This window comes from Streptomyces sp. NPDC041968 (assembly GCF_055589025.1).
In genome coordinates this window covers 1-13,439 of record NZ_JBVJCB010000007.1, presented here as the reverse complement: position 1 = coordinate 13,439, position 13,439 = coordinate 1, and the positions used below count along the sequence as shown (strand labels likewise).

The window sequence follows — 13,439 nt, the reverse complement described above, 5'->3', positions numbered from 1 at the left end:
CCCCGGCGCCTAGGGTCGGACCATGAGTGACTGGAAGGTTACCCAGGGTCCGCATCCGCGTCGTCGGCCGCGGGCGCTGTCGCCGCTGCGGGAGCATCTGCGGGACACGTTCTGGTTCGCGCCCACGGCGGCCATGGTGGGCGTCTTCGTGGTCTGGCTGGTGGCGCAGGAGCTGGACGCCGCGCTCGTGCGGGCGTTGCAGGACGAGGGGGACTACGAGACCCTCGCCGAGCTGCTGCGGTTCGCGGACGACGCGAGGACCGTGGTGTCCGCGGTCGGCTCGGCGATGATGACGTTCATCGGTGTGGTGTTCAGCATCTCGCTGGTGGCCGTGCAGATGGCCAGCGGGCAGTTCACCCCGCGGGTGGTGCGGCTCTTCGTCCGCAGCCGGATCACGAAGGCCACCTTCGCCGTCTTCCTCGCCACGTTCGTGCTGACCCTGCTCGTCCTGACCAGTTACGACAGCACCCCCGACCCCCGTGACACCACGTCGGTGCCCCTGGTGCAGTCGGTGCTCACCCTTGCGATGGTCGCGCTCAGTCTGCTGCTGTTCGTGATGTACGTGAACGCGACGCTGCGGCTGATGCGGGTCAGCCATGTGATCGCCCGGATCGCCGCGGAGTCCTTCCGGGTGGCGGCGCAGATGCCCGCGCCGGCGGGTGGCGGCGGGGGGCCCGCCCTCGGCCCGGTGACCGGGTGGGTCGCCCACGAGGGGCGTGCCGGTGTGCTGCGGGACGTGCACACCGCCCGGCTGGTGCGGGTGGCCCGCAGGCACGGGGTGGTCCTGCGGCTGGTCCCGCGGATCGGTGACTTCCTGGTGCCCGGCACTCCCGTCCTCGCTGTGTACGGCGGGCAGGCTCCGCCGCGCCGGAGGCTGCGGTACGCCCTGGCCGTGGGGGTCGAGCGCACCTTCCACCAGGACCTGGCGTTCGGGTTGCGCCAACTGTCCGACATCGGTCTGCGCGCCCTGTCCCCGGCGGTGAACGATCCGACGACCGCCGTGCAGGCGCTGGACCGGGTGGTGCAGATCCTGGCCGACCTGTCCCGGCGGCCGCTGGACACCGTCGAGCACCGGGACCGGCACGGCGCCGTCCGGCTGGTGCAGCCCGTGCCGGGCTGGACCGAGCTGGTGGATCTCGGGTTCGCCGAGGTCAGGGCCTGCGCCGTGGAGGCCCCGCAGGTCACGCGGCGCATGCTGGCCGGGCTCGACGACCTGCTGCGGCTCGCGCCGCCGGAACGGCGCGAGCCTCTGCGGCGCCACCGCGAGCTGTTGCGGCAGGCCGTCGAACGGACCGCGCCGAGCGCGGCGGACCGGGCCTTCGCCCTGTCGCCGGACCGCCAGGGCATCGGCTGACGGCCCTCCCGCCGCGTCCGCTGCCTCCGCCCTACGGCATGAGGTGGTGGTCCGGGAAGTTCCCCGGCAGCCGCTCCCCCGCCGGCCCCTGTGTGACGGCGCGTACCAGCAGCTCGCCGCCGACGAAGGCCCCGCGCCAGGACGCGCCGTGTCCGCCGAACAGCTCGTCGCGGTCCCCGCGGGAGCGCGGGACACCGTGGCCGACCTTGAACGCGCGGATCTGCGGCGCGAGCCTGTCGTACGTCGCCGGGTCGTCGGTGGAGAGGGTGGCGACCAGCGCGCCGTTCGAGGCGTTCATCGCGGCGAGCAGCTCCGCCTCGGTGTCGACCAGGACGACGGTGTCGACCGGGCCGAAGGGCTCCGCGTGGTGCAGCGGTGAGGACCGGGGCGGGTTCAGGAGGGTGACCGGCTGGACGTAGGCCGAGGTGTCCTGGCCGGGCAGGAAGCGGGCGTCGGCGGCGCGGCCGCGGTACAGGGGTACGGCGCCCCGGTCGACGGCCTCGGCGACCTGGTCCCGCAGCTCCTTCGCCTTGGACGCGTTGATCACCGGCCCGAAGTCGAGCCGTGGGCAGGGGTCGTGCGGTGCCTCGACGGCGAGGGGGTGGCCGACGCGCAGGGTGCGGACCGCCGGGAGGTACGCCGCGAGGAACGCGTCGAACTGGCGGCGCTGGACGACGAAGCGCGGGTAGGCGGTGCAGCGCTGCTTGCCGTAGTCGAAGAGCTTCGGGATCACCGCGGCGAGCGCGGCCCAGTCGGTGAAGTCCCAGACTCCCCAGGTGTTGAGTCCCTCCTGTTCGAGGATGTGCCGCTTGCCCAGGTCGGCGACGGCCGTGGCGACGGCGGCACCGGTGTCGCGGCCGCCGACGAAGGAGACGCAGCCGACCTCGGGCGCCCGCACGAGGGCCGGCGACAGCTCGCCCCCTCTGCCGCTGACGAGGGTGACGGGGACGCCCTCGCGCGCGGCGAGGGCGCAGGCCAGGGTCAGGCAGGCGACACCGCCGTCGGTGGGGGTCTTGGCGATGACCGCGTTGCCCGCCAGGGCCTGCACCAGCAGGGCGTGGACCAGCACGCTCATCGGGTAGTTCCAGCTCGCGATGTTGGACACCGGCCCCTCCAGCGGTGCCCGGCCCTCGGTCATCGCCTCGATGCCGTCGACGTACCAGCGCACCCCGTCGACGGCCCGGTCGACGTCGGCCTGTGCGAGCCGCCAGGGTTTGCCGATCTCCCAGACGAGCAGCAGCGCGAGGAGTTCGCGGTGCTGGGCGAGGGCGTCGAGGGTGGCCGCGACGCGGGCGCGGCGTTCGGGCAGGGGGACGTGGCGCCAGGCGCGGTGCTGGTCGAGGCAGGCGCGTACGGCCCGGTGGGCCGTCGCCCCGTCCAGCCGGGGCGGGCCGGAGATCGGGGTGCCGTCGACGGGGCTGGTGGCGGGCAGGACCCGGCCGTCCGCCCGCCAGGCACCGGCCCAGAGGTTGAGGACGCGGTCGTCCCGGAACGCCTCGGGGGCGGCGGTGAGGCAGCGCTGCCAGGCGTCGGTCCAGGAGGTGCCGGACTTGAGGATGAGGGCGGCGGCGCCCCCTGTCCCGGCCGTCATGCGGGGACCCCGTCCCGTGTCTCGCCGCCGAGTACGGCGACGACGTGCCGTGCCGTCTCGGTCGGTGTGCTCCCGACCCGTACGCCGGCCGCTTCCAGCGCCTCCTTCTTGGCCCGGGCCGTGCCCGAGGAGCCGGAGACGATGGCGCCGGCGTGGCCCATGGTCCGCCCCTCGGGCGCCGTGAAGCCGGCGACGTAGCCGACGACCGGTTTGGTGACGTGGTCGCGGATGTAGGCCGCCGCGCGTTCCTCCGCGTCGCCGCCGATCTCGCCGATGAGGACGATCAGCTCGGTGTCGGGGTCGTCCTGGAAGGCGGCCAGGCAGTCGATGTGGCTGGTGCCGACGACCGGGTCGCCGCCGATGCCGACGCAGGTCGAGAAGCCGGTGTCGCGGAGTTCGTGCATGAGCTGGTAGGTGAGGGTGCCCGACTTGGAGACCAGGCCGACGGGGCCGGGTCGGGCGATGTCGGGCGGGATGATGCCCGCGTTGGACTGGCCGGGGGTGATCAGGCCTGGGCAGTTGGGGCCGATGATCCGGGTGCCCCGGGCCTCGGCGTACGCGGTGAAGGCGACGGTGTCGTGGACGGGGACGCCCTCGGTGATGACGACGGCCAGGCCGATGCGGGCGTCGGCGGCCTCGAGGACCGCGGCCTTGGCGAAGGCGGGCGGCACGAAGACCACGGTGACGTCGGCGCCGGTGCGCTCGACGCCCTCGCGGACCGACCCGAGGACCGGCACCGCGCGCTCCTCGAAGTCGACGGTGCGGCCCGCCTTGCGCGGGTTGACGCCGCCCACCACGTCGGTGCCGGCGGCGAGCATGTGGCGGGTGTGCTTCATGCCCTCGGCGCCGGTCATGCCCTGGACGAGGACCTTGCTCTCCTTGGTGAGGTGGATCGCCATGTCGTCCTGTCTCCTTACGCCGCGGCGGCGAGTCGGGCGGCACGGCGGGCGGCGCCGTCCATGGTGGTGGCCTGTTCGACCAGCGGGTGGGCGCGGGCGGCCAGCACGGCCCGGCCGCGCGCCGCGTTGTTGCCGTCCAGGCGGACGACGAGCGGTGTGGTGAGCCTGACCTCCTCCAGGGCCCGGACGATGCCGTCGGCGACCGCGTCGCAGGCGGTGATGCCGCCGAAGACGTTGACGAGGACGGACTTGACGGCGGGGTCGGAGAGGACGACCGACAGGGCGTCGGCCATGACCCGGGCGGAGGCGCCGCCGCCGATGTCGAGGAAGTCGGCGGGCCGGGCACCGCAGCCGGCGACCGCGTCGAGCGTCGACATCACCAGTCCGGCGCCGTTGCCGATGACCCCGACCTCGCCGTCGAGCCGGACGTAGTGGAGGCCCTTGGCGGCGGCCCTCGCCTCCAGCGGGTCGGCGGACGCCCCCTGTTCGCCGTCCGGGCGGGGATGACGGAAGCGGGCGTTGTCGTCGAGGGTGACCTTGCCGTCGAGGGCCACGATCCGGCCCCGGGCGGTCCGCACGAGCGGGTTGACCTCGACGAGGAGGGCGTCCTCGCGGACCAGTACCTCCCACAGCCGTACGAGCACGTCGGCGCTCTGCGCCGGCAGGCCCGCCGCCGCCGCGATGCGTGCCGCGACGGCCGAGGTCACGCCCTCGGCCGGGTCCACGAGGACGCGGACCACCGCCTCGGGCCGCTCTGCCGCGACCTCCTCTATCTCCGTGCCGCCTTCCGCGGAGGCGATGGCGAGGAAGCGGCCGGCCGATCGGTCCAGGACGTAGGACACGTAGAACTCGCGGTCGACGTCGACCGGTTCGGCGAGCATGACGGTGGCGACCGTGTGGCCCTTGATGTCCATGCCGAGGATGCGGCGGGCCGCCCGTTCGGCCGCGACGGGGTCGGCGGCGAGCCGCACACCGCCCGCCTTGCCCCGTCCGCCGGTCCTCACCTGCGCCTTGACGACGACACGTCCGCCGAGCCCGCGGGCGATCTCGCGCGCCCGGTCCGGCGAGTCCGTGACCTCGGCCCTCGGTACCACGATGCCGTGTGCTGCGAAGAGTTTCCTTGCCTGGTGTTCGTACAGGTCCATCTCGGCTCCTGACTGAAAGTGCCGCACGCCCCCTGGACACCACCCACCGGATGCGGGATAACAAGCTTCATACAGTATTCGTCGACTGTATGCAATGTACGCGAGAGCGCCCCAACCCCTCGTGAAGGGACAGGACTTCGCCATGCCCGACGACACCCAGGACGTCATCTCCGGCGGTCACCTCGTCGCCAAGGCACTCAAGGCCGAGGGGGTCGACCGCATCTACACGCTGTGCGGCGGCCACATCATCGACATCTACGACGGTTGCGTCGACGAGGGCATCGAGGTCGTCGACGTACGCCACGAGCAGGTCGCCGCGCACGCCGCCGACGGCTACGCCCGCATCACCGGCAGACCCGGCTGTGCGGTGGTCACCGCCGGTCCGGGTACGACCGACGCCGTCACGGGCGTCGCCAACGCCTTCCGCGCCGAGTCCCCGATGCTGCTGATCGGCGGTCAGGGCGCGCACACCCAGCACAAGATGGGGTCCCTTCAGGACCTGCCGCACGTCGACATGATGACGCCGATCACCAAGTTCGCGGCGACCGTGCCGGACACGGCCCGCGCCGCCGACATGGTGTCGATGGCGTTCCGCGAGTGCTACCACGGGGCACCCGGCCCCTCCTTCCTGGAGATCCCGCGCGACGTGCTCGACGCCAAGGTGGCGGTGGACAAGGCGCGCGTGCCGAAGGCGGGGGCGTACCGTGCCTCGACGCGCTCGGCGGGTGACCCGGAGGCCGTCGAGAAGCTCGCCGACCTGCTGGTGCACGCGGAGAAGCCGGCCGTCCTGCTCGGCAGCCAGGTGTGGACGACCCGCGCGACCGAGGCTGCCGTCGAACTGGTCCGCACACTGAACGTCCCGGCGTACATGAACGGCGCCGGACGCGGCACGCTGCCGCCCGGCGACCCGCACCACTTCCAGCTGTCCCGGCGCTACGCCTTCTCCAACGCCGACGTCATCGTCATCGTGGGCACGCCCTTCGACTTCCGCATGGGCTACGGCAAGCGGCTCTCCCCGGAAGCGACGGTCGTGCAGATCGACCTCGACTACCGCACCGTCGGCAAGAACCGCGACATCGACCTCGGGATCGTCGGCGATGCCGGCCTCGTCCTGAAGTCGGTGACCGAGGCCGCCTCCGGGCGGGTCAACGGGGGCGCGGCGCGGCGCAAGGAGTGGCTCGACGAACTGCGCGCCGCCGAACGCACGGCGCTGGACAAGCGGCTGCCGCAGCTCAGGTCGGACGCCTCCCCCATCCACCCGTACCGCCTGGTCAGCGAGATCAACGACTTCCTCACCGAGGACTCGGTCTACATCGGCGACGGCGGCGACATCGTCACCTTCTCCGGTCAGGTCGTGCAGCCCAGGTCACCGGGCCACTGGATGGACCCGGGACCGCTCGGCACGCTCGGTGTCGGCGTCCCCTTCGTGCTCGCGGCCAAGCAGGCGCGGCCCGACAAGGAGGTCGTCGCGCTCTTCGGCGACGGCGCCTTCTCCCTCACCGGCTGGGACTTCGAGACCCTCGTCCGCTACGACCTGCCCTTCGTCGGCATCGTCGGCAACAACTCCTCGATGAACCAGATCCGCTACGGCCAGGCCGCCAAGTACGGCAAGGAGCGCGAGCGGGTCGGCAACACCCTCGGGGACGTCCCGTACGACGAGTTCGCGCGGATGCTCGGCGGCCACGGCGAGGAGGTCCGCGACCCCGCCGACATCGGGCCGGCACTGCGCCGGGCCCGCGATTCCGGCAAGCCGTCCCTGGTCAACGTCTGGGTGGACCCGGACGCGTACGCCCCCGGAACCATGAACCAGACGATGTACAAGTGAGGTGGAACCATGACGGACACGCCGGCGAAGGCCCTTGAGGGCGTCCGCGTCCTGGACATGACGCACGTGCAGTCCGGTCCCTCCGCGACCCAGTTGCTCGCCTGGCTCGGCGCGGACGTCGTGAAGCTGGAGGCGCCCACCGGTGACATCACCCGGGGGCAGCTCCGCGACCTCCCGGACGTCGACTCCCTCTACTTCACGATGCTCAACTGCAACAAGCGCAGCATCACCCTCAACACCAAGTCCGAGCGCGGCAAGGAGATCCTCACCGAGCTGATCCGCCGCTCGGACGTCATGGTCGAGAACTTCGGGCCGGGCGCGGTGGACCGGATGGGCTTCACCTGGGACCGCATCAGGGAGATCAACCCACGGATCGTCTACGCCTCCGTCAAGGGGTTCGGTGAGGGCCCGTACACCGGCTTCAAGGCGTACGAGGTGGTCGCGCAGGCCATGGGCGGATCGATGTCGACGACCGGTTTCGAGGACGGGCCGCCGCTGGCGACGGGGGCGCAGATCGGGGACTCGGGCACGGGTGTGCACGTCGTGGCGGGCATCCTCGCCGCGCTGTACCAGCGGGAGCGCACCGGCCGCGGTCAGCGGGTGAACGTGGCCATGCAGCACGCGGTGCTCAACCTCTGCCGGGTGAAGCTGCGCGACCAGCAGCGCCTGGCCCGCGGCCCGCTCGCCGAGTATCCCAACGAGGACTTCGGCGACGAGGTTCCCCGCTCCGGGAACGCCTCCGGCGGCGGCCAGCCGGGCTGGGCGGTCAAGTGCGCGCCGGGCGGCCCGAACGACTACGTGTACGTCATCGTCCAGCCGGTCGGCTGGCAGCCGCTGAGCGAGCTGATCGGCCGGCCCGAGCTGGCCGAGGACCCCGAGTGGGCGACGCCCCGTGCCCGGCTGCCGAAGCTGAACAAGATGTTCCAGCTCATCGAGGAGTGGTCGTCCACCCTCCCCAAGTGGGAGGTGCTGGAGCGGCTCAACGCGCACAACATCCCGTGCGGGCCGATCCTGTCCACCAAGGAGATCATCGAGGACCCCTCCCTGGTCGCCAACGAGATGGTCGTGACCGTCCCCCATCCCGAACGCGGCGAGTTCGTGACCGTCGGCAGCCCGCTCAAGCTCTCCGACTCCCCCGTGGAGGTGAGCACCTCTCCGCTGCTCGGCGAGCACAACGAGGAGGTCTACGTCGGTGAACTGGGCCTCGGCGACGAGGAACTGCGGCTGCTCAAGTCGAACGGGGTGATCTGACGTGGGGGCCGAGGACCGGGTGGCGCGGGTGCGCCGGCTGCTGGACTCCGTACGGGCCGAGGGCCGCACCGCGCTCACCGCGCCCGAGGGCAAGGTGCTCGCCGACGCCTACGGGATCGTCGTACCGGGCGAGGAGCTGGCCCGGGACGTCGACGAGGCGGTGGCGTGCGCGGCGCGGTTCGGCGGGCCGGTCGTGATGAAGATCGTCTCGCCGGACATCCTGCACAAGACCGACGCGGGCGGTGTGGTCGTCGGCGTGGAGGGCGCGGCGGACGTGCGGGCGGCGTTTCGCCGGATCGTCGACAGCGCCCGCGCGTACGACGCCGGGGCGCGCATCGAGGGGGTGCAGATCCAGGAGCTGCTGCCCGAAGGGCAGGAGGTCATCGTGGGCGCGGTGACCGACCCGACGTTCGGGAAGGTGGTGGCCTTCGGGCTCGGCGGGATCCTCGTCGAGGTGCTCAAGGACGTCACGTTCCGGCTGGCGCCCGTCGACGCCGACGAGGCGCTGTCCATGCTGGACTCCATCCGGGCGGCGGAGGTGCTGCGCGGGGTGCGCGGGCGGGCCGGGGTGGACCGGCGGGCGGTGGCCGAGCAGATCCGCCGGGTCTCCGAACTCGTCGGGGACTTCCCAGAGATCGCCGAGGTGGACCTCAACCCGGTGATCGCCACGCCCGGGGGCGCGGTGGCCGCCGACATCCGGGTGATCCTCGCGACGGACGCGCCGAAGGAACGCCGCCGGTACTCGCGCGAGGAGATCCTCACTTCGATGCGCCGCCTCATGCAGCCGACGTCGGTCGCCGTGATCGGCGCGTCCGGCGAACCGGGCAAGATCGGCAACTCGGTGATGCGCAACCTCGTCGACGGCGGTTTCGCGGGCGAGATCCACCCGGTGAACCCGAAGGCCGATGACATCTTGGGCCGCAAGGCGTACAAGAGTGTCACCGACGTTCCCGGTGAGGTGGATGTGGCGGTCTTCGCGATCCCGGCGCGGTTCGTGGCCGCGGCTCTGGAGGAGGTGGGGCGCAAGAAGATCCCCAACGCGGTGCTGATCCCCTCCGGGTTCGCGGAGACCGGTGAGCACGCGCTGCAGGACGAGATCGTGGCGGTCGCCGAGCGCCACGGCGTCCGGCTGCTCGGCCCGAACATCTACGGCTACTACTCGACCTGGCAGGACCTGTGCGCCACGTTCTGCACGCCGTACGACGTGAAGGGCGGAGTCGCGCTGACCTCGCAGTCGGGTGGCATCGGGATGGCGATCCTGGGCTTCGCGCGGACGACGAAGACGGGTGTGTCGGCGATCGTCGGCCTCGGCAACAAGGCGGACCTGGACGAGGACGACCTGCTCACCTGGTTCGGCGAGGACCCGCACACCGAGTGCATCGCGATGCACCTGGAGGACCTCAAGGACGGCCGCGCCTTCGTCGAGGCCGCGCGGGCGACGGTGCCGAGGAAGCCGGTCGTGGTGCTCAAGGCGGGGCGCACGGCGGCGGGTGCGAGGGCCGCCGGCTCGCACACCGGGGCGCTCGCCGGGGACGACGCCGTGTACGACGACATCCTGCGGCAGGCCGGGGTCATCCGGGCACCCGGTCTGAACGAGATGCTGGAGTACGCGCGCGCGTTGCCGGTGCTCCCCGCTCCGGCCGGGGACAACGTGGTGATCATCACCGGTGCCGGGGGCAGCGGGGTACTGCTCTCGGACGCGGTGACGGACAACGGGCTGACGCTGATGGAGATCCCGCCGGACCTGGACGCCGCGTTCCGTGCGTTCATCCCGCCGTTCGGGGCGGCGGGCAACCCGGTGGACATCACCGGGGGCGAGCCGCCGTCGACGTACGAGGCGACGCTGCGGCTGGGTCTGGAGGACCCGCGCATCCACGCGCTGGTGCTCGGCTACTGGCACACCATCGTCACGCCACCCATGGTGTTCGCCGAACTCACCGCGCGCGTGGTGGCCGAATTCCGCGCGCGCGGCGTCGAGAAGCCCGTGGTGGTCTCCCTCGCCGGCGACGTGGAGGTGGAGGAGGCGTGCCAGTACCTCTTCGACCGCGGGGTCGTGGCGTATCCGTACACCACCGAGAAGCCGGTGGCGGTGCTGGGCGCCAAGTACCGGTGGGCGCGGGCCGCGGGGTTGTTGGGGGGCGGCTCATGAGGTGAGTCGGCGGGGGCCGGCCGGCGGTGCGCGCCGGCCGGTCCCGGGACCCGCGCGCGCACGGAAGGCATTGGACAGGGGGCGCTGGCCAGAACTTTCGACGCAAGGGGTGCGAACGACATGACAACCACCGAGGTCCCCCGGGCAGCCGGCTGCCGGGAGGTGACCGACAGGAACGGACGCGTCTACCGCGTGGGCGAGTCCGACATCGACATCATGGGGCGCAAGCGCAAGTGGATGGTGATCCTGCCCTGGGTCGGCATGATGGGCATCTCCTCCGCCGAGTACGCGTTCGCGTCCGCCGAGGACACGCTGCACGAGGCCCACCACTGGTCCAGCGGCAACATCTACTGGATGATGACCGCCTGGATCTTCTGCCAGGCCGCGGTGGCCTTCCCCGCGGGGCGGCTGCGCGAGAACGGCAGACTGCCGGCGCGCTGGGCGATGATGCTGGGCTCGCTCGGCACCCTGCTCGGCTATCTGGCGCTGGCGTTCGCGCCGCACGTCTCACTCGCCTTCATCGGGTTCGGCGTGTTCAGCGGCATCGGTGCGGGCATGGTGTACGCGACCTGCGTGAACATGGTCGGCAAGTGGTACCCGGAGCGCAGGGGCGGCAAGACCGGCTTCGTCAACGGCGGCTTCGCCTACGGCTCGGTACCGTTCGTCTTCATCTTCCACGGCTTCATGGACACCTCCAACTTCCGCTGGGTCCTGGTGTCGGCCGGTGTGTTCCTCGCCGCCGTCGTGGCGGTCGCCGGCTTCTACTTCCGGGACCCGCCGAAGAACTGGTGGCCGGCCTCCGTCGACCCGCTGAACCCGCCGAACGACCCGCGGGCCCGGCGTTCGCTGGAGAAGAACCCCCCGGCGACCAAGCAGTACTCCCCGCTGGAGGCCTGGCGCACCGGCCGGGTGGCGCTGATGTGGTTCTGTCTCGCCTGCACCTCGGGCGTGAACATCTTCGGTATCGCCTTCCAGGTGGACATCGGCGAGGAGGCGGGCTTCGCGGCCGGCATCGTGGCCACCGCCATGTCGCTGAAGGCGATCGTCAACGGCACCGGCCGCGGCGTCATCGGCTGGCTCTCCGACCTGTACGGCCGCAAGCAGTGCCTGCTCTACGTGTGCGCGATCCTCGGCCTCGCCCAGTTCGGCATCATCTGGTCGGCCGAGATCCGGAACCTGCCGCTGTTCCTGGTCTTCTCCGCCGTCTCCGGTTTCGGCGGCGGTGCCATCTTCCCGATGTTCGCGGCGCTGACGGCGGACTACTTCGGCGAGAACAACAACGCCACCAACTACGGCATGGTCTACAGTTCCAAACTCGTCTCCGGCCTCGGCGCCGGCATGGGTTCCGTGGTCGTCGGCGCCTGGGGCTACAACGGCGCCTTCACCCTCGCGGGCTGCATCTCGATCTTCGCCGGCTTCATGGCGCTGTTCCTGCACCCGCCGGGACGCTCGAAGGACAAGCGCATCACGCCCAACCCCCGGCCGCTCGGTGAGGGCTGACCCGGCGGAGCCCGCCCGCACGGACCGGGCGGCCCCTCCCGCATCGTGCGGGAGGGGCCGCCCGGTCCGTGCACCGGTCAGCGGCGCCGCTTGCGCAGGGCCGCCAGGTTGTCGTAGCTGATCTTGGCCTCGCGCAGGGACTGCGCCGGGTCGGTGGCGCTCGGGGAGTTGTCGTCCTCGATCATCGGGTTGTGGTAGTTCCGCTCCCCCACCCGGGAGAAGAACGTCGTGTAGTCGATGACGCCGGTTCCGAAGGGCACCATGTCGTAGCCCATGCCGTTGGTCGTGCTGACGACGCCGTCCTTGGCGTGGAAGAGCGGGTAGCGCTTGTTGTTGCGGGCGACCAGGCCGGCCGGGTCGAAGACGCTCTTGCGGGTGGAGCCGTCGTGGGCGGTGTAGGTGTGGAACTTGTACTGGGCGACGTGCGCCCAGAAGATGTCCATCTCCAGCCAGACCAGCTTCGGGTCGGTGACCTTCAGGAAGTACTCCAGCTTCCGGATGCCGGAGCTGCGGGTCGGGCGGCCCTGGTCGTCCAGCGGGCCACCGTCGAGCAGGAAGCCGTAGGCCCCGTCGTGGTTGTGGGTGTAGAGCTTGACGCCCTCACGGCGGGCTATCGCGCCGAGGGCGTTCCACTTGTCGGCGGCCACGTCCCAGTCGGCGCGGTAGGAGCTGCCGGTGGGGTCGCCGCCGGTGCCCATGTGGTCCAGGCCGAGGATGTTGGCGATCTCCAGGTGCTTCTTGAAGGTGTCCTTGTCCGCCTGGGTCAGCGGCCAGGAGCCCGGGATGAAGCCGTGGTTGCCCTGGGCACGCAGGCCGTAGTCGTCGAGCCAGCAGCGCAGCAGCTTCGCGCCCTGGACGGTTTCCAGGTCGGCGCCGCCGGGGGCGTTGGCGTGCTGGCGGTAGCCGGCGAACTCGACCTGGCGGTAGCCGTGGCGGGAGAGCTGATTGAACACCTCGCGGAAGCCGGAGGGCAGGTCGGAGGCGAGGGGGTCACGGGCGGTGGCGTCCCGGACGGTGTAGAGGATGATGCCGCGCTTGTCCGCCGGAACCAGGACCTGCCCGCGGCCGTGACCGTGGTCGTGGTCGTGGTCACGGCCTCTGTCCCGGTCGTGGGCGAGGGCCGGAGCGGCACCGAAGACGGGGGCCGCGACGGCTCCGGCGGCGACGGCGGTGCAGGTGCTGAGGAAGCGGCGGCGGCCCACGCCGAGACTGCGGCGCAGGCTTTCGTCCGCGCCGTCGGCCGCGGAGCCGGTACCTGAGTCGGTGCGCGAGGGGTCGGAGAACAGGGTCACGGGTGCCTGCCTTCTGGGTCGTGGCCTGCCCTGATGCGGCTCAGGCGGGCCGTTGTCAGTGCCGTGTGTTTCACTCTCGGTAGTCGGATCTCGGTGGCCGTGGGTGGTGCCGCGTCAGCCGAGTCCGGCGAGCTGGAGCAGGAGTTGTTTCACGTCGGTGGCTTTGATGCGGTCGCCGAGGGCGCGGGGGGTGGAGCAGATGAGGAGCGGGCCTTCGTCGTCGCTCGCGGGGAGGCGGCCGTGGCTGCCGCAAAGGGGTGCGGGGTCCAGGGGGACGACGGCCATGCGGTAGCGCATGCCGAGTTTCTTGCGGGCCAGGGCGGTGGCGGCTTTGACCTTGACGTAGGGGTCGAGGGGGTCCATGAACAGTTCGACCGGGTCGTAGCCGGGTTTGCGGTGGATCTCGACGAGCTGCGCGAAGTCGGGCGCGTGG

The 13,439-nt window shown here is 71.6% G+C and carries 9 protein-coding genes and 1 pseudogene; 5 read left to right on the top strand and 5 right to left on the bottom strand.

What is annotated here, in order from left to right; all coding sequences use genetic code 11:
- The first annotated feature begins 22 nt into the window (after window positions 1–22).
- Complete coding sequence (locus ACZ6EG_RS18100; protein WP_469605608.1) at window positions 23–1,354, top strand: DUF2254 domain-containing protein; 1,332 nt, start codon at window positions 23–25, stop codon at window positions 1,352–1,354.
- A 31-nt stretch (window positions 1,355–1,385) separates the two neighbouring features.
- On the opposite strand, the gene ACZ6EG_RS18095 is transcribed toward ACZ6EG_RS18100, so the two are convergent.
- From ACZ6EG_RS18095 to sucC, 3 genes are read right to left on the bottom strand one after another with little or no spacing between them, the layout of a single operon-like run.
- Complete coding sequence (locus ACZ6EG_RS18095; protein WP_469605605.1) at window positions 1,386–2,945, bottom strand: aldehyde dehydrogenase family protein; 1,560 nt, start codon at window positions 2,943–2,945, stop codon at window positions 1,386–1,388.
- On the bottom strand, window positions 2,942–3,844 hold the full coding sequence (gene sucD / locus ACZ6EG_RS18090) for a succinate--CoA ligase subunit alpha (RefSeq protein ID WP_469605602.1): 903 nt from the start codon (window positions 3,842–3,844) through the stop codon (window positions 2,942–2,944). The genes ACZ6EG_RS18095 and sucD overlap by 4 nt, the downstream gene beginning before the upstream one ends.
- A 14-nt stretch (window positions 3,845–3,858) precedes the next feature.
- Entirely contained in the window at window positions 3,859–4,989 is a 1,131-nt protein-coding gene (sucC, locus tag ACZ6EG_RS18085; protein WP_469605599.1) for an ADP-forming succinate--CoA ligase subunit beta, read from the bottom strand.
- Between the two features lie 142 nt (window positions 4,990–5,131).
- Between sucC and ACZ6EG_RS18080 the strand changes: the two genes are divergently transcribed.
- From ACZ6EG_RS18080 to ACZ6EG_RS18065, 4 genes are all read left to right on the top strand, one after another.
- Window positions 5,132–6,814 carry a thiamine pyrophosphate-binding protein gene (locus ACZ6EG_RS18080; RefSeq protein WP_469605596.1) on the top strand — a complete coding sequence of 561 codons (1,683 nt, stop codon included), beginning with the start codon at window positions 5,132–5,134 and terminating at the stop codon, window positions 6,812–6,814.
- Between the two features lie 9 nt (window positions 6,815–6,823).
- Window positions 6,824–8,065, top strand: coding sequence for a formyl-CoA transferase (frc, locus tag ACZ6EG_RS18075; RefSeq protein ID WP_391972473.1), 1,242 nt, complete (start codon window positions 6,824–6,826; stop codon window positions 8,063–8,065).
- Window position 8,066: 1 nt separating this feature from the next.
- Window positions 8,067–10,214, top strand: a complete 2,148-nt coding sequence (locus tag ACZ6EG_RS18070; RefSeq protein ID WP_469605592.1) for an acetate--CoA ligase family protein — start codon at window positions 8,067–8,069, stop codon at window positions 10,212–10,214.
- Between the two features lie 120 nt (window positions 10,215–10,334).
- On the top strand, window positions 10,335–11,714 hold the full coding sequence (locus ACZ6EG_RS18065) for an OFA family MFS transporter (RefSeq protein WP_469605589.1): 1,380 nt from the start codon (window positions 10,335–10,337) through the stop codon (window positions 11,712–11,714).
- A gap of 77 nt (window positions 11,715–11,791) precedes the next feature.
- Here ACZ6EG_RS18065 and ACZ6EG_RS18060 read toward each other — a convergent pair whose 3' ends face one another.
- Entirely contained in the window at window positions 11,792–13,006 is a 1,215-nt protein-coding gene (locus tag ACZ6EG_RS18060) for a sugar phosphate isomerase/epimerase family protein (protein WP_469605586.1), read from the bottom strand.
- Between the two features lie 114 nt (window positions 13,007–13,120).
- Window positions 13,121–13,439, bottom strand: a pseudogene (locus ACZ6EG_RS18055) (alkaline phosphatase family protein); the annotation flags it as partial.

Coding starts and splice junctions, on each gene's coding strand:
- ACZ6EG_RS18065 (WP_469605589.1), top strand. CDS start 10,335: ATGACAACCACCGAGGTCCCCCGGGCAGCCGGCTGCCGGGAGGTGACC.
- sucD (WP_469605602.1), bottom strand. CDS start 3,844: ATGGCGATCCACCTCACCAAGGAGAGCAAGGTCCTCGTCCAGGGCATG.
- ACZ6EG_RS18095 (WP_469605605.1), bottom strand. CDS start 2,945: ATGACGGCCGGGACAGGGGGCGCCGCCGCCCTCATCCTCAAGTCCGGC.
- ACZ6EG_RS18100 (WP_469605608.1), top strand. CDS start 23: ATGAGTGACTGGAAGGTTACCCAGGGTCCGCATCCGCGTCGTCGGCCG.
- frc (WP_391972473.1), top strand. CDS start 6,824: ATGACGGACACGCCGGCGAAGGCCCTTGAGGGCGTCCGCGTCCTGGAC.
- sucC (WP_469605599.1), bottom strand. CDS start 4,989: ATGGACCTGTACGAACACCAGGCAAGGAAACTCTTCGCAGCACACGGC.
- ACZ6EG_RS18080 (WP_469605596.1), top strand. CDS start 5,132: ATGCCCGACGACACCCAGGACGTCATCTCCGGCGGTCACCTCGTCGCC.